The following is a 15,436-nucleotide window of genomic DNA, read 5'->3' on the forward strand; positions in this document are numbered from 1 at the left end:
TCCAACTCGAAGGGGCTTTGGTGTCTTCGTTATTTTGGGGCATCCGCTGCAGCAGGAGTCGTCCGCACGGCAGCCTGTTCTTCCACTTTGGGCACAGCCGTGGCTGCAGCCTCACTTGCTGCAGGTACCGGCACCGTTCCTCCTTTTTGCATAAAGCCCGCAATCATCTTGTTCATATCGAGTCCGGAGACGTCTTTCAGCATCTCTGGCAGTTGGGCCATCAGCTTGGTTACATTTCCACTCAGTCGATTGACGCCATCTCCCTGTCCTCCGCCTGCGTCGACGATGGTCACCTTGTCGATGGCTTTCATCGGCTCGGCGATCTTCTCGGCCAGCTCAGGCAGCATCTTGGAAATAATATCGAGCACCGCTGCGTGACCGAATTTTTCGAATGCTTCTGCCAGCTTTTCTTTCCCTTCCGCTTCCGCTTCCAGCTTCAGACGAGTGACCTCTGCTTCTGCGGTACCTTTTGCTTTTTCCGCCTCCGCGATCGCCAGACCTTCCAGTCTCTTTTGCTCGGCCATCGCTTTGGCTTCTGCTTCGATCCGGTATTTGAGGGCATCAGCTTCACGCAGCTTCTTCGCCTTTTCTGCTTCCGCCGCTTGCTCCACAGAGTAACGATCCGCATCCGCTTTCTTTTTCACTTCCGCGTCGTATTGCCGCTCGCGGCGCAGGATTTCTTTCTCTTCCAGCTCGATCTCTTTCTGCTTGCGAACCAGATCGACCTTCATTTCCTCTTCCGTTACTTGCTGCTTGGCTACCGCCTCCTGCAGCTTGTAGGCTTGGTCCGCGCTTGCTTTTGCCTTGTCCTGCTCCTGCTTGAAGGCAGCCACCTTCAGCTCTTTTTCCTTTTCGGCTTCCGCGATGTTCGTTTCCTTCAACAGCTCCGCTTTGCGTGCTTCTTCCTCTGCCTGCGCCTGCTTGATCCGCGCCTCTTTATCCGCATCGGCCTGGGAGATCGTCGCATCTCGCTTGACGGCTGCGATCTGCGGGATCCCGAGGGCAGCCAGGTAACCGTTTTTGTCCCTGACATCCTTGATCGTGAAACTCACCACGGACAGACCCATTTTCTTCAGGTCTTTGGTCGCTACCGACTGCACCTCTTGGGCGAAGCGCTCTCGGTTCTTGTAGATCTCTTCTACGGTCATACTGCCGAGGATCGCCCGCAGATAGCCTTCCAGCACCTCCTGGGCTTCGGATTTCAACGCTTCATCCGTTTTCCCCATGAACTGCTCTGCCGCTGTAGCGATGTCGTCAATCGATCCGCCCACCTTAATAATCGCTACACCGTCTGCCATGACAGGAACTCCCTGCTCGGTATACACTTCTGGCGTCGAAACATCCAGCTTGTGAGACAAGAGACTCAAGAAGTTTGCTTGCTGAAAAATCGGCAAGATAAAGGCGCCACCGCCCCGAACGATCTTCATTTTGCGGCCGGAGTCGTCGCTTAGCACATTTTTCGAGCCGAGATAGCTCCCCGTTACGATCATGGCTTCATCGGCACCTACTGTCTTGTATCTCGCCCAGAAGGCGATACCCAGTACGACGAATACAACGATGACGATCAATACAGTCGTCAAAATCCCCGGTTCTAGCCCTAGTAGTGACATCGATTATTCCTCCTCTTTTTCTGAAGCTTCATGCGGGAAAGGAGTGACGTATAGAACATGGTCGCGCACTTCCACCACAACGACCCGCGTGCCTTGCTTAATCGGGATGCCGTCCAGACTGGCTGCCATGTGAAAGGTCGTTCCACTGACCATTGTCACCAGTACCTCACCCAATCCGTTGACAGGAATCGTCGTACTGACCTCGCCTATTTTCCCTCCCAGCTGGCTCATGGCATAACCGGTGGAGCTTTCTGCTCGACTCATCGGCTCAACCCACAGAAAATAGGCGGCAACTGCCAGTCCAGCACCGAGGATAACCGCTGCTCCGAGCACCATCAGCGTAGATAGGGACGTGAAGCGAGTGAGCAGGTACCCGGCTGCGCCAAATGCTGTAGCACCGCTAACAAGCAAGATTGGCTGAAACACGGGCAGATGAGCATGACCATGCCCCATCCAATCCGCTCCCGTATGACCAAAGATCAAGGCGAAAAGTGCGTAAAGAACCCCACAGATCAGGCAGACGATGTAGATGGTTTCAAGCACCCCCACATTTGCCACCCCTTTCCATAAATGCATCTATTTTTCATACGAACCAGAAGAAAAAAGGTTGCGCATGTAAGTATAATTTGGAAAAATCAGCCTTTCCTTCAACAAAAAAAATAGCCGAAGTCCCTAGCGACCGTTCATGCTGAGACCTCCGGCAAAGCTTTTTTTCTATCAGCTCTCCTGCTGTTCCTGCAGCAGCTGCTCGACGATCTTGCGAGCAAAATGGCCCATCGTATCGCTAGCGTAGGCACGCATGACCTCAGGTGCGACGGAAACGAGCGCACGGGAAGCGTACTCCTGGCGGCATCCTCCTTCACGGATCGCCTGCTCCAGCTCAAACGCCGCTTTGACTGCGATACGCGTAGCGAGCGAATTTACTTCCTCTACCACGTCTTCCTTATCGACGATGACTTGACCGATTTGCTCAAAAAAGCGGATGGCGCGCTCCTGCGCGGACGCGAACCGCTCATTCGGCTCCGTAATAAACAGACCGTTGCCACGCTCGCGCAAATCCACGGCATGCCCCATGAATTTCATCCCCAGAAAACGAAGCTGTGGGAACTGACGATTCAGTTCAGCTGTTTTTACCACCGTTGCCAAGTTGAGCAAGGTCACTGTCGTCAGCGACAAACCGGAGTCGAGCAGGCTCTGTACGAATGGCACCAGCCGATCAGCAGGCAGCGCCAGAATCAGGAAGTCGAGACTGTCCAGCTCTTCTACTGTGAGGCTCTGGTGCCCGGGATTGGCCTGTGCAATCCCTGCAGCCTTCTCGGCATTCGGATGATAGAAGTCGATGAATCGCTTCCCGTTACTCAGCTGCTTTAAAATCGCGCCTCCTAATGTTCCAATTCCGACAATACCCCATTTCTCCTGTTCCATGTATCTCAGCCTCCTGTCCCTGTCACATAAAATTCCCAATTTTCCAAATACAAAACACTCCTCTGATCGTATCTCTTTGAGCCCCTTCCGTAAAGTCACCGTTTCCTGCCGAAAAGAAAAAGAGTCATTCCACACTGGGAACAACTCTTCTTACTCTTTAGCCAAACAAAGTCTGGTACAGAAGATAAGCATTCAGCACCATGATAATGATCGCGACGATCCAGGACAGGACTTTCAGCCAGGGGGCATTCACGAATTCGCCCATTTTCTTTTTGTCGTTCGTAAATTTCACCAGTGGAACGACGGCAAAGGACAGCTGGAGCGACAGGATGACCTGGCTGAGGATCAGCAGCTGCGTTGTGCCGCTTTCGCCGTACAGAGCTGTCACGATCACAGCGGGGATAATGGCGATCATACGCGTAATCAGCCTTCTGAGCCAAGGCGTGATGCGCAGGTTCAGGAAGCCTTCCATGACGATCTGGCCTGCCAGCGTTCCTGTCAGCGTCGAGTTCATTCCCGCCGCTAGCAAAGCGACCCCAAAAAGAATACTGCCTAAAGTGGTCCCCAGCAAAGGTGCCAACAGGTGATAAGCATCGCCGATCTCCGCTACTTCTGTCATTCCTGCTCGGTGGAACGTCGCCGCAGACAGGATCAGGATCGCTGCGTTAATGCCAAGGGCGAAAATGAGAGCAATCGTGGAGTCTGCGGTCGCGTATTTGATCGCTTCCCGTTTGCCTAGCGTAGTCTGCTCGTATTGCCGGGTCTGTACGATGGAAGAGTGCAGGTACAGGTTATGTGGCATAACCGTCGCGCCCAAAATCCCGATGGCAATGTAGAGCATTTCCGGATTTTTCACAATTTCGGCGGTAGGAATAAAGCCGCCCAAAATCTCTTTTACCTCAGGCTGTGACCAGAACATCTCAAAAGCGAAGCATGCCCCGATCGTCACGATCAACGCGATGACGATCGACTCGATATAGCGAAACCCTTTGTTCTGCAAGAAAAGAACGACCAGAACGTCCAACGCTGTAATTAAGACACCGTAGAGAAGAGGGATGCCAAATAATAAATTCAAAGCGATGGCTGCACCGATGACCTCTGCCAAATCGCAGGCTGCGATCGCAAGCTCACACAGTACCCACAAGCCCATTGCGACAGGTTTGCTGTAATGATCCCGGCAAGCCTGTGCCAAGTCTCTTCCTGTCACAATCCCCAGCTTTCCAGCCAGCGCCTGCAGCAGAATGGCCATGAGATTGGACAGCATGATCACTGACAGCAAAGAGTAACCAAACAGTGAACCCCCAGCGATGTCAGTGGCCCAGTTACCTGGATCCATATAGCCGACCGCTACGAGGTAGCCAGGTCCTGCAAACGCGAGGAATTTGCGAATCCAAGAGCCTTTTTGCGGTACCTTCATCGATCGATGAACCTCAGGCAGAGACGGCTGCGACGCCTCTCTTCTCCAACTGCTTTCTTTTGCTGCTTTTGATCCAGTTAACATGATTTCCACCCACCTTTTATGGCTTAGTCCATTTTTTTTGCACAAGGGCAACTTTTAATGAAAAAAATATAGAGATTTGCTCTAACCAAAAATGTTTACCTAGCGAAACATATTCTCATTATACTCCTTTCGCTCTGTTTTGCAACTGCCCGTGACAGCTGTTTTTTTGCTCGCAACATTCCGGTTTTCTGCATAATGTGATCGGTTTGTCTAACAATACGTATATTCCTTCTTCAGGAGGTATTACCATGGATTGGGTATCGGAAGTGACTTCCCGCTTCAGCGATAGCTCCGACTTTCAGATCAGCATGGTCCATATCGCAGGCGAATCCTTTACCCTCTGCTTTTTGGATAGCTTGGTTGATTCCCACTACATTCAGGACCACATTCTGGAAAAACTGCGCCAGGACTACGTGGAAGTGCCGTTCTCGCCGATCTCTACCGCAGACGAAGCCGTCAGTGAAATTTTAAACGGCAATCTCCTGATCGTTCGAGACTGTGACCAGGAAGCTTATTTTGCGATCGGCAGCGGCCTGGAGGAAAGAAGCATTCAGGAATCGGAAAACGAAAGCGCTCTGCGTGGACCGCGTGACAGCTTTGTGGAATCCTTGCGCACGAATGTATCGTTAATTAGACGCAGATACCCGGATCCCGAATTAAAGGTCACGATTCAGGAGTTAGGTAGGCGGACAAATACGAAGGTGGCGATGCTCTATGTGGATGGCATCGTCAATCCAAACATTCTCGACGAAGTACGTACGCGGTTGTCTACCGTTGATTTGGACAAGGTGCTGGACAGCGGGACGATTGAACAATGGATCGAAGACAGCTGGTACTCTCCCTTTCCGCAAGCACAGTATACGGAGAGACCCTCCAATGTTCTGTTTGCCATGCTGGAGGGCCGCATTGCCATCATGGTGGATGGCAATTCTTCCGTACTGATCGTTCCCGTAACGTTTTCCATGCTGTTTCAGTCTCCGGACGACTATTACGAGCGTTGGATGATCGGCACTGCCATTCGCATTATTCGGGTAGCAGGTGCTGCGATCGCTTTGACGTTGCCTTCCTTGTACATTGCCCTCATCTCTTATCATCCCGGAATGATTCCCACGCAATTAGCCTTGAGTATTTCTGCCGGCAGGTCGGAGGTGCCTTTTCCTGCCTTTCTGGAGGCACTCTTCATGGAGGCAACGCTCGAGATGCTGCGCGAGGCCGGGTTGCGTCTGCCCAAGGTCATGGGACAAACGATTGGGATCGTCGGTGGTCTCGTCATCGGTCAATCGGCTGTAGAGGCTGGGATCGTCAGTCCCGTGCTCGTCATTGTCGTTGCCATCACGGCTATTTCTTCCTTTTTGGTCCCTGCGTACAATGGGGCCATCGCCTTGCGTTTGCTGCGTTTTCCGTTGATGATCTTGTCCGGCAGCCTGGGTATGTTCGGGCTGCTGCTCGGCTTGATGGCAATACTGGCTCATTTGGTCTCTCTCAAATCTTTCGGGATCAACTATTTTGCGCCCATTACACCGTATCGGTTCAGCGACTGGAAGGACCTGCTCGTTCGTGCCCCGCTGATCTATATGAAAAATCGTCCTGAAATCCTCCATCCCTTGGATCAAAAACGAATGAACACCCAAAAACGCAAGAAAGGGTGGTAAGCGTGATAAAGGATCGATTAACGACCTCGCAAATCGTTGTCCAGCTGTTTGCCGCTATGGTAGGCGTGGGAATATTGACCTTGCCAGAAACCGTTGGGGCCAAAGCTGGTGTCGACAGCTGGATCGTCATCTTTGCAGCAGGCTTTCTGGCCATGGTAGCTGTGTCGATCATGGCCTATCTCGGAAATCGCTTCCCTGGCAAAAGCATCATTCACTATGCTCCGACGCTGATCGGGAAAATGTTAGGAACGATCGTCCTGCTTGCTTTTCTGCTCTATTTTCTGATGTTTGTCGGGACAGTGGTACGCATCTCTGCCGATGTGACCAAGCTGTTCCTGCTGGACCTGACTCCTGTTGAGGTCATCATTATTGGCATGCTTACCATCAGTTCTTATCTGGTCTTGCACGGCGTCAATGCGATCGCCCGCTTTAACGAGTTCATCCAGCCCCTCGCCCTTCTGTTACTTCTGCTCGTCTTGACCCAGACGATCCGCGATACGGATTTTGGGAGAATCCTGCCTGTTCTCGGAGATGGGATTCAACCACTCATGCACGCGTTGCCTTCAACCTTTTTTTCCTTTATGGGATTTGAGATCCTGCTGTTCATCCAGCCGTTCATGGAGCAGCCAAGAGGCGCACAGCGAGCCGCATTGATTTCCATCGGTGCTACGATGATTCTGTACGTCATCGTTACGATTTTGTGTATAGCCGTCCTGGGAAAATCAGAGGTAACCTTGGTCGAATACCCGACGCTTGCGATCATTAAAAACATCGAAGTTCCCGGCGCGTTTATCGAACGCTTGGACTCGATCATGATGATGGTCTGGATTCCCTTTTCGGTCACGACCATCGTGATGTTCCACTACTGCGCCAGTCTCATTGCTTCACAAATGCTGGGGCTTCAGGAGCATCGCGTCATCGCCTTGTACATGATTCCTCTCGTCTTTCTGATCGCGGTCCTGCCCCGCAATATTTTGGAGGTGGATAAATGGAGTAAATGGGCAAGCTGGCTGGGCGTTTCCCTGATCGCTGTCGTGCCTATTTGGCTCGTCCTCGTGTACAAATGGAAAAAAAGGAGGAAATCAGCATGAAACGCCGTGCCCTCCTGCTTCTTAGTGCTGTTCTTCCCTTGCTCTTGAGCGGCTGCTGGGATCGCGTCGAGATCCAAGAGCGTCTGTTTGTCATGGCGATTGCCATCGATAAAAACCTTCCCGAGAAGGGGAAACGCTCTTATTACGAGTATTCAGCACAGTTCACAGAGGCGCGTGCCCTGTCTAGCCGTATAAGCAGCACCAATATTTCTCCCATCTGGAATGCGACATCTACGGGACCTTCTATTTTTGAGTGCATTCGGCTTATGGCAACACGCGTCGCCAGGCAGCCGTACTACGAGCATCTGCAGATCATTATCATCGGCGAAGAAATGGCAAAGGACGGGATCAGTCATGCGCTCGATCTATTCTTTCGCGACCATGAATCCCGAAGAAAAATTAAGCTGGTCATCGCAAAAGGGATGGGAAAAAGCGCTTTGGCTGTAAAACCGAGATTAATGCCTGTTTCCGGACAGTACATCAGCAAGCTGACAGAGGAAGGGGAATCCAAAACAGCACGCCTTCCCAACACGGTCTCCATCGGCCAGTTTTCTACCAATTTTCACAGCGGCAGCAACAGCGTTTTGCCGAGGATCACCATCGAACCGCACGAAGTGAAAATGGCTGGCGGTGCTATCATGAAGGGGGATAAATTAATCGGGTGGCTTTCGGATCAAGAGGTCAAATCCCTTCGCTGGATCAACGGCACCTTTTCTGCAGGCGACGAGGTCATTTTGCAAAATCCCGAAGGTGGCATCCCTGGATTTACGACGATGGAGGTAAAGGCAGTCCGGTCCCAAATCCATACGGAAATCAGAAACGGAAAACCCGTATTTACGGTACGGATCAGAGGGGAAGGCAATTTGGCTGAGGACGGGTTAAAAAACAAGCCGACGATCGAAAAGCTGCGAAAAAAAGAAATCCAGATGAACAAGATTGTCCAAAGAAAAGCGGAGTCGTTCATCCAAAAGATGCAGAAGACTTACCAGACAGATATTTTTGGGTTCGGCGAGGAGCTCCGCAGACATCAGTACGCGTATTGGAAGACCCATGAAAAGAATTGGGATCAAAATTTCAAGGACGCGGAAGTCCATGTCAGCGTTGAAGTCTTTATCAGGCGGATTGGTCAGTTCAAATAATAATATAATGGGTAATCAGAACGATTACACACAAAATAAACAGCGTGTAGCTGCCGAATTTTGCATATTTTGCATCGCGCGTCAGCAGTCTGTTCTGATACGCCACATAATAGCGAAAACGCAAGATCAGTCCCGTCACAAGAAGGAGCAGACCCAAATAGTAGGATGTCAGCGACTCTAAATAACCAATCACCAAGGAAAAGCCCATGTGTTCACCTCATCTCGCCCAATACCGATTCTCTCTAGTATCGGTCAAACACAGCTTGTTATAGTCTCAGCTTTCCTAGCGAGTCTTGTGAATAGCTCTCTGCAGTCGAACCATTCCTTCCCGAATCACATCCGGCTCTTCCCATGAATAGGTCAAACGCATCCATCCGACTTCTGCGCCATACACTGTACCGGGCGTAAAGACGATTCCCTCGCGAATAGCGGCATCCAGCAATACACGCTCGTCTCGAGGCTCGCGCAGACGACACCATACATGATAGCTGCCTTCCGGGACGCGCCACTCGGCATCGTCAGTCAGACAGGCGTTCAAAGCATCCAGCATCGCTTGTCGCTGTTGGTAGAGATAGGCTGGGAGCCTTTCCATCTGCTCGCGCCATTTGCCGCTTTCCAAAAAGATCCTCGCCAGCTGCTGGGATATGCTGCTCGTGCCAAAATCCATCTGCTGCTTGGCATCCGCTAGTCTTTCTACCACAGATCTGGGCCCGACTAGCCAGCCAATCCGCAATCCAGGTGCGACTGTTTTTGAAACGCTATTGACGTACAAGACCGTTCCACTGGGATCGATCGCTTTGATCGGGAGTGGCGGTCTTTTGCTGTCCTTTAGCGTTAGAGCTCCGTAAGCGTCATCCTCGACGAGTGGAATGCGCAGCTCCATGCAAATGTCGAGAAGCTGCCTCCTCCGCTGGTCACTGAGCACCGTTCCCGTCGGATTGTGGTAGGTCGGATTGACAAAAACCATACGCAGCTTGTGCTCGCGATGCAGGTGACGGATGTCGTCCACGAGGATTCCTTCCTCATCCATCGCGATCCGGTACAGCCTCAGACCTGCCGACGTAAACAAAGCCAAGGAATACGAATAGGACGGTCCCTCCATTGCCACCGCATCACCCGGGCTCAGCAGGCAAAGCGAGATGAGATGCAGGGCTTGCTGGGCTCCCGATGTGACGAGGATCTCTTCCGGAGACGCTGTGATCCCATACTGCGATCTGAGGTGCTCGGAAAGGACTTCACGCAAGCCCGGATCCCCTTTTGGGTGCGAGTACCCCAGCTCAAAATGGGATTGGGAGAGTCGCTGCAGCTCCTGCGTGTCGAGAGAGGGAATCTGCGACGTCGCCAGCTCGGCCCTTGCCAAATTGATGATCGACGAATCGTAGCATGCCTCTTGGATTCTTTTGACGAGAGGATACGCAGGTAAAAATGCGCCCCCGTTCGTATATTTGTGCCAGTTCGGCACCCGCTGCACCCCCCACAAATGCCGGCTGACCCATGTCCCGCTTCCTTGCCAGGATTGCAGTAATCCAGCTGAGCGCAGCTCTTCGTATGCCGCTGATACCGTTCCTCTGTTTACACCCAAACGCTGAGCCAGCGACCTTTCTGCTGGCAAGGAAGTGCCAGGCGGCAAATCACCTAGAATGATTTGCTGCTCCAGCCACTTGGCAATCTGTTGGTAGACAGGGGTATCTGCTTGCTTGTCTGGCTGCCACTCCATTGTCGCCATCCTCCATTCCAAGATAAATTCTCGTACTTTGACGTTCGACAAATTGGCCTACCAGACCTCCTGCCAATTGGCTCTACTCAATCTTCGCCACTCGCCTTACGATGGGGAAAACCAGCTTTAGCCAAACAAAGGAAGGCGATTTCAATGAAAGTGGACGTATCCATGAAAGAAAAACAGATCACTCCTCCTGCCTCGATAGCGCAGGGAATATCCAATGAAAAAGCGGGGATGCTCTACGGACTATTGGGGGTTTGCAGCTTTAGCCTGACCCTGCCTGCAACAAAAGTGGCCCTAACCGCTCTGACACCCATGACGGCCGGACTGGGACGCGCTTTGGTCGCTGCGATCCTGGCAGCGATTGTTTTGCTCATCAGACGCGTTCCCACTCCGACCTGGAAGGAAACAAGGCAGCTGCTTCTCGTCGCAGGAGGTGTGGTGATCGGCTTTCCCTATTTCTCTGCTTGGGCGATGCAGCGGGTTCCTGCCACTCACGGTGCCATCATCATCGCGCTCCTGCCGCTCGCGACTGCTGGTGCTGCGGCCTTTTTCTCCGGGGAGCGCCCTGCTCGCATGTACTGGCTCTCTAGCGGTGTTGCCTGTCTCGCCATTCTTGTGTACGCGGCAAGCTCAGGATTCGGGGCGCTGCAATGGGCAGATTTGTCGCTGCTTGCCGCTGTTATTTCCGCGGCAATCGGTTACGCAGTAGGGGGACAGCTCGCACGTACGATGGGCGGCTGGCAGGTCATTAGCTGGTCCCTGGTCTTCTCCTTCCCTTTTCTCGTCATCCCCATCGCAGGCCCGCTCCTCTCCCAGCTCCAGAACGCCTCGTTGACAGCGTGGATCGGTTTTAGCTACGTCAGTGTCATCAGCCAATTTCTCGGCTTCTTCGCCTGGTACCATGGGCTGGCAATCGGTGGGGTGGCAAGAGTCGGCCAGACTCAGTATCTTCAGCCGTTTCTCACCATCTTCGCCTCGTACTTCCTGCTCGCTGAGTCTGTTACGCTCGGTGCCGTGCTAGCCTGCGTGATCGTAGTCGCATCTGTGGCCAAGGGACGGACGGCATCTGTGCGGCAAAAGGCGTAACGAAAAACACCAACCACTTTTTTTGCGGTCGGTGTTGCTTTTTATTGCCGTGTTTTCGAGTAAAATGCCTGATTTAGACGAATCGCCAGCTGTTGAACGGCTTCTGCATCTACCGCTTCCGGCAGGCTGGAGCTCTCATGCGCAATCGTCATCTGGGCGAACAGCTTCTCCGCATAGGCGAGCAATTCGGCTGCTGGCCATTTCCCTTGTTTAATCGCTACAAGCTCCTGCGCGTTTGGCCGCGATACGAGCAGCTCTTCCGTCTCCAGCAGCTCTCGTCCCATCTGCAGCAGACGGATCAGGTGATGAGCATTTTTCGCGTCGTACGCTTCTTTTTCGCTCGCCAGCTTGCGCAGATTTCGGATGGCATAGCCGCCGTACGAGTGATACAACCGCTTGGAGAGAAACAGCTCCCGATGGGCTCGCAGCTCCTCTCCCGCCTCGGTTGCGTACACGATATTCTTTGGCTCCACATAGAGCATCTCCACGATATTCGGGTTTCCCTTTACTGCAAGGCGTATATATTTGTTCAGTGCGTAGACGACCAGATCGGGGTCTGCCAAAATGGTCTGCTCATACGTCTGCAGCCCAAAGACCGCTTCCACCGGCGCAAAAGCAATTCCTCGCAGGTCGATATCGCTGCCGGCTGTACTTGTGCCGTAGCTGCGGCTTCCGGCAAAAGCTAAATAGCATAGATGCCCTGCCAGCTCTGGCGCCTGCTTCCATACTGATTGCATGAAGTCCTGGCTCATGGCTGCTCCCTCATCATGACTGTTCTTTGTCGAGCATGTTTCCGATGTATGCCGGCTTGTAATGATCACCTTCGAGTGCTTTTAGGACATCCTCCTGTCTGGTAATGTGATACTGGGGTAGCGTTTTCCAATCCGTAAGCGATACCCAGCCCGCCCACTCGATCTGTTCGCCTTCAACCCCCCCTGGTATAGGAGCCGTCTCAGTTCCCACAACTTTTGCCAAGACAGCGATCCCGATCGTATGTTTTCCATCTCCTGCCCGATCGATGCGTTCGTCCACCCAGAGCAGGCGATCCATCTCCACCTTCAAGCCGGTCTCTTCCCATACTTCTCTTCGGGTCGCATCTGGCAGCGCTTCCAGAAACTCAATATTTCCACCCGGGAGACTATACCCGACTGCACCACCTGATTTTTCCCGAATCAACAGGATTTGTCCTTGATGCTCGACAACTACGGTCACTCTCATTCGAACTGTTTTCATCCCGCTCGCTCCCTTCTCATATGGCTGGGTTACGCTTGAAGTCCAGGGAATCGACACCGGTACGTATAAACAAGTCCTCCAATGCATCCAATCCGTGCTGCATCGCAAACGACGCCTCCGATGATGCGATGGCATGCAGCATCAGGAAAGGGATGACTTCTACGCCGTTCGTATAATAGTCAAAGCCATCCTCTTCAAAATCAGCTGGTGTCGTGATCACAAAGTCCAAATGGGAAGACTCCTGAATCGAGCTTCCCAGAAAAAAGGCATCTCCCGGCGTAAGGCGCCTGCGCTCTTGCACCCATTTTTCGATGACCTGATTGGCTACGCGGGCCAGCAAGGTGATCATCTCGCGCTCAAAGCGGTAAGAGTACATGAGACACTCGCAGGCACCTGTCCGGTGCAGCTCAAGTGTGACGTACGTCCACCATCCTCGTTTTTGGGTGGGCGGATAAACGGCAATCAAAACGTCCGCTTCCTCTGATTGATACAGATTCCCCCGGCTGCCAAAAGCCCGCTCGCCGTGGTCCAACAACTGCTTCACTACTATCATATGTGACTCCCTGCCCTGCATCAGCTTTATCTACAGTATAAGCGAAAATCTGCAAAGAAAGAGCCGGGCATTGCCTATCTTTGTCCCCATCTTTCAGAGCGCGCTGCTGGCGATCTCCTTTTTCTTGCGATACACAAATGGCAGAGTCCATGCAAGCAGGACGACACACATCCCATAGGGCACCACGACGTGCAAGGTATACAGGTACGTCCCAAGTATAGGGCCAAGGAATGAGCCCACCCCCTGAATGGATGCGAGGAACGAAGCGACGCTGTCCTGCTCGCTTTCTTTCACGGACAAGGAAGCCGATGTCGTATAGCCTAACAGCGTGCACCCGATACCCAGCCCGAGTACGATCAAATCAAGGAGGTAACCTGCAGAAAAATCGATTCGATGAAGGGGCTTCATTCTCTCTCACCCCCACTCGTTCTCGATCCAGCCTTTGTTGAGAATCGTTTTCATCTAATTATAGCCGCTTCTTTTTTTCCTACAACCCTATCCGCCGCTGTGGGAGGCGTCGTGCATGAGAATAAAAAACAACCCTCATGGCTTGGGACTGACCCCCTTTCGTAGGACAGGGATCAGCCCCTTTTTCAAGCAAGTCAGGGCTGGCTGGGCAGTCGGGGTGGAGAAGCCTGTTTCCATTCTGCGCTCCAGGCTGCGTCCTACTGGGGGTGGTTGCTGGCCGCTGCGCCATGCTTCCGAGGGAATCGCCAAAGTCGCGCCGCTGCGCAGTGAATCAAGGGTGGCGATTCTTTTGCCTCGGGTGGGACTCCACAGTCGCTCCGCCTGGAAACAGTCTTCTCCTGCGAGCTGATTGTACCTTACGTACTTTTAGTGAATGGTGGAACAAAATAAGGTTGCCATCGAGTTGGCAACCTTTGATTTGTCTATTTTTTTGGGGAAAAAGCTTCTTTTTGGGGCACTTCTTCCGTTTGGGAGCTCTACTGTTTGCGCTCGTCTCTAGCTGGAGCTGCCGGAGCCGCCTGCCTTGATCTTTCTGTTTGGATCACGCTGTCCAGATTGGCTTTGGCGTGATCGACTTGTTGCTGCGTCAAAGGCTTGCCGACCGCGAAGCTTTTGATGATTTTTTCGAGTGTTGCGGTGTCAAAATCCTCTTGGGCGTACATCTCGACGGTGAAGTCCTCATCCTCCCAAATCACAATCCCGTTCGCATAGTAGACTTTCTTTCCTGCGAGTACTTCTGTTTTTACTTGGCCGGTGGTTTCGATGCCGTTTTCTCCTCCCTGCGAAATCAGGAAGTTCACGCTTTTCTCGCCTTGTGAGTACTGAACCTCTACCATGCTTTTTCCATGGATCACGGTGTTGACGTATGCAAAATCAGCCATCCAGGCTGGCGCCGGGAAATTGATGCCAATGGTCGTACGTGCTTCTTCCAGCGACAGCTTAGGCTGTGCGGGCAGCTTCACTTCACGGGATTCAGCTGCTTTTTCCTGATCGACAGACTCATGGCTTTCCACTGCTGGCCGTTCCTTGTCCACTTGCCTGATTTCCATATTCCCCACCTGAAAACGGGCCAGAATGGATTGAATCATCCCTTGCGCGTAAGAGGTCGTTGAAAGCGCTCCGCCAATGAGCATGAGTGCAACAGCAGCGGCTGTAGCCGTTTTCCATTTTCTTTTCATCATCGTCATCCCATCCTTTTTCAAGTCTTGAGGCTGAACTTCTCCCGCCTCGATTTTTTGCAGCAGACGTTTGTAAATTCGCTCCTTTGCTAAAGTGCGCTCGATCTCACTCTTCTTAAGCAGATCAACGGCATCTCGGCAATCTTCCCAATTGTGTTTTTTACTCATCCTTGAACCTACCTGTCTCCAAGATTTTCTGTAGCTTTTTTAAACTCCTGTAGACGACGACACCAATGTTGGACTCGCTAACCCCTATTAGCTCAGCGATTTCTGCGTTTTTCAGGCTGGCGGCAAATTTCAATGCGAGGATATTGCGTTCTTTGTCCCGCAGCTTTGCCAAGGCATGGAACAAGGCCTGATGAGCATCGTCCCGGATGGCCAGCTCTTCGGGGGACGGTTTCGGCAGAATCAAATCGGTAATGGAATCCAGCGAAAAATGAAATCTCTTTTTCTTTCTGCGAAAGTAATCCGTCACGGCATTTCGTACAATCGCAAAGAGCCACACATCGAATTTGGCTTTTTCCTCTGAGAAATGATCGTACTTGGAAATGACTGCCTCAAACACTTGGCTGCAAATATCCTCTGCCTCATACTGATTTTGAACCCGGTAGTAGATATACTTGTACACCCGGTCAAAATACTCTTCATATATTTGTGTAAACTGTTCAGCGGAGATAACGCCTCCACGAAGCTCGTCTTTTCGCATCTGGTAAATCTCCTTGTTTAGTTGAGCACTCTCCAACATCTCTCCTCCTTTCCACCTTTGCTGTCTGTTAC

General features: G+C 52.1%; 17 protein-coding genes. 5 read left to right on the forward strand and 12 right to left on the reverse strand.

Annotation, left to right across the window (positions count from 1 at the left end):
* Positions 1-29: 29 nt before the first annotated feature.
* The 4 genes from ACLIN2_RS25080 to ACLIN2_RS25095 form a co-directional block, all read right to left on the reverse strand.
* Positions 30-1,610: an SPFH domain-containing protein gene (locus tag ACLIN2_RS25080; protein ID WP_411502464.1), complete on the reverse strand. Its 1,581-nt coding sequence runs from the start codon at positions 1,608-1,610 to the stop codon at positions 30-32.
* A 3-nt stretch (positions 1,611-1,613) separates the two neighbouring features.
* On the reverse strand, positions 1,614-2,159 hold the full coding sequence (locus tag ACLIN2_RS25085; RefSeq protein ID WP_411502465.1) for an NfeD family protein: 546 nt from the start codon (positions 2,157-2,159) through the stop codon (positions 1,614-1,616).
* 168 nt (positions 2,160-2,327) lie between these two features.
* The gene (locus ACLIN2_RS25090) at positions 2,328-3,035 is read right to left on the reverse strand and encodes a hypothetical protein (RefSeq protein ID WP_411502466.1); all 708 of its coding nucleotides are present in this window, start codon (positions 3,033-3,035) and stop codon (positions 2,328-2,330) included.
* 157 nt (positions 3,036-3,192) lie between these two features.
* Positions 3,193-4,536: an Nramp family divalent metal transporter gene (locus ACLIN2_RS25095; protein WP_411502467.1), complete on the reverse strand. Its 1,344-nt coding sequence runs from the start codon at positions 4,534-4,536 to the stop codon at positions 3,193-3,195.
* Positions 4,537-4,784: 248 nt separating this feature from the next.
* On the opposite strand from ACLIN2_RS25095, the gene ACLIN2_RS25100 reads away from it, so the two are divergent.
* The 3 genes from ACLIN2_RS25100 to ACLIN2_RS25110 are packed head-to-tail and all read left to right on the forward strand — an operon-like array spanning position 4,785 to position 8,418.
* The gene (locus tag ACLIN2_RS25100; protein WP_411502468.1) at positions 4,785-6,188 is read left to right on the forward strand and encodes a spore germination protein; all 1,404 of its coding nucleotides are present in this window, start codon (positions 4,785-4,787) and stop codon (positions 6,186-6,188) included.
* Between the two features lie 2 nt (positions 6,189-6,190).
* Entirely contained in the window at positions 6,191-7,279 is a 1,089-nt protein-coding gene (locus ACLIN2_RS25105; protein ID WP_411502469.1) for a GerAB/ArcD/ProY family transporter, read from the forward strand.
* Entirely contained in the window at positions 7,276-8,418 is a 1,143-nt protein-coding gene (locus ACLIN2_RS25110) for a Ger(x)C family spore germination protein (RefSeq protein ID WP_411502470.1), read from the forward strand. Before ACLIN2_RS25105 ends, ACLIN2_RS25110 begins: the two co-directional genes overlap by 4 nt.
* Here ACLIN2_RS25110 and ACLIN2_RS25115 read toward each other — a convergent pair.
* Positions 8,411-8,626, reverse strand: coding sequence for a hypothetical protein (locus ACLIN2_RS25115; RefSeq protein ID WP_092273371.1), 216 nt, complete (start codon positions 8,624-8,626; stop codon positions 8,411-8,413). The genes ACLIN2_RS25110 and ACLIN2_RS25115 overlap by 8 nt on opposite strands.
* A 75-nt stretch (positions 8,627-8,701) precedes the next feature.
* Positions 8,702-10,135 carry a PLP-dependent aminotransferase family protein gene (locus tag ACLIN2_RS25120; protein ID WP_411502471.1) on the reverse strand — a complete coding sequence of 478 codons (1,434 nt, stop codon included), beginning with the start codon at positions 10,133-10,135 and terminating at the stop codon, positions 8,702-8,704.
* Positions 10,136-10,288: 153 nt separating this feature from the next.
* Between ACLIN2_RS25120 and ACLIN2_RS25125 the strand changes: the two genes are divergently transcribed.
* Positions 10,289-11,227, forward strand: a complete 939-nt coding sequence (locus ACLIN2_RS25125; RefSeq protein ID WP_092273365.1) for a DMT family transporter — start codon at positions 10,289-10,291, stop codon at positions 11,225-11,227.
* A 41-nt stretch (positions 11,228-11,268) separates the two neighbouring features.
* On the opposite strand, the gene ACLIN2_RS25130 is transcribed toward ACLIN2_RS25125, so the two are convergent.
* The 4 genes from ACLIN2_RS25130 to ACLIN2_RS25145 all read right to left on the reverse strand — a co-directional run bounded on the left by ACLIN2_RS25130 (position 11,269) and on the right by ACLIN2_RS25145 (position 13,421).
* Positions 11,269-11,979 carry a nucleotidyltransferase domain-containing protein gene (locus ACLIN2_RS25130; protein ID WP_411502472.1) on the reverse strand — a complete coding sequence of 237 codons (711 nt, stop codon included), beginning with the start codon at positions 11,977-11,979 and terminating at the stop codon, positions 11,269-11,271.
* Between the two features lie 13 nt (positions 11,980-11,992).
* Positions 11,993-12,460 carry an NUDIX domain-containing protein gene (locus ACLIN2_RS25135; RefSeq protein ID WP_411502473.1) on the reverse strand — a complete coding sequence of 156 codons (468 nt, stop codon included), beginning with the start codon at positions 12,458-12,460 and terminating at the stop codon, positions 11,993-11,995.
* Positions 12,461-12,476: 16 nt separating this feature from the next.
* Positions 12,477-13,013 carry a suppressor of fused domain protein gene (locus tag ACLIN2_RS25140; RefSeq protein ID WP_400584663.1) on the reverse strand — a complete coding sequence of 179 codons (537 nt, stop codon included), beginning with the start codon at positions 13,011-13,013 and terminating at the stop codon, positions 12,477-12,479.
* A 93-nt stretch (positions 13,014-13,106) separates the two neighbouring features.
* On the reverse strand, positions 13,107-13,421 hold the full coding sequence (locus ACLIN2_RS25145) for a hypothetical protein (protein ID WP_411502474.1): 315 nt from the start codon (positions 13,419-13,421) through the stop codon (positions 13,107-13,109).
* Positions 13,422-13,536: 115 nt separating this feature from the next.
* Here ACLIN2_RS25145 and ACLIN2_RS25150 point away from each other — a divergent pair, with 115 nt between their 5' ends.
* Positions 13,537-13,830 carry a hypothetical protein gene (locus ACLIN2_RS25150; RefSeq protein ID WP_411502475.1) on the forward strand — a complete coding sequence of 98 codons (294 nt, stop codon included), beginning with the start codon at positions 13,537-13,539 and terminating at the stop codon, positions 13,828-13,830.
* Between the two features lie 127 nt (positions 13,831-13,957).
* Here ACLIN2_RS25150 and ACLIN2_RS25155 read toward each other — a convergent pair whose 3' ends face one another.
* Together ACLIN2_RS25155 and ACLIN2_RS25160 are read right to left on the reverse strand one after the other, a co-directional pair.
* Positions 13,958-14,827, reverse strand: coding sequence for a hypothetical protein (locus ACLIN2_RS25155; RefSeq protein WP_411502476.1), 870 nt, complete (start codon positions 14,825-14,827; stop codon positions 13,958-13,960).
* The gene (locus ACLIN2_RS25160) at positions 14,820-15,404 is read right to left on the reverse strand and encodes a sigma-70 family RNA polymerase sigma factor (RefSeq protein ID WP_411502477.1); all 585 of its coding nucleotides are present in this window, start codon (positions 15,402-15,404) and stop codon (positions 14,820-14,822) included. The genes ACLIN2_RS25155 and ACLIN2_RS25160 overlap by 8 nt, the downstream gene beginning before the upstream one ends.
* Positions 15,405-15,436: the final 32 nt, after the last annotated feature.

Source organism: Brevibacillus centrosporus (genome assembly GCF_046622605.1).
Lineage (GTDB): Bacteria > Bacillota > Bacilli > Brevibacillales > Brevibacillaceae > Brevibacillus > Brevibacillus centrosporus.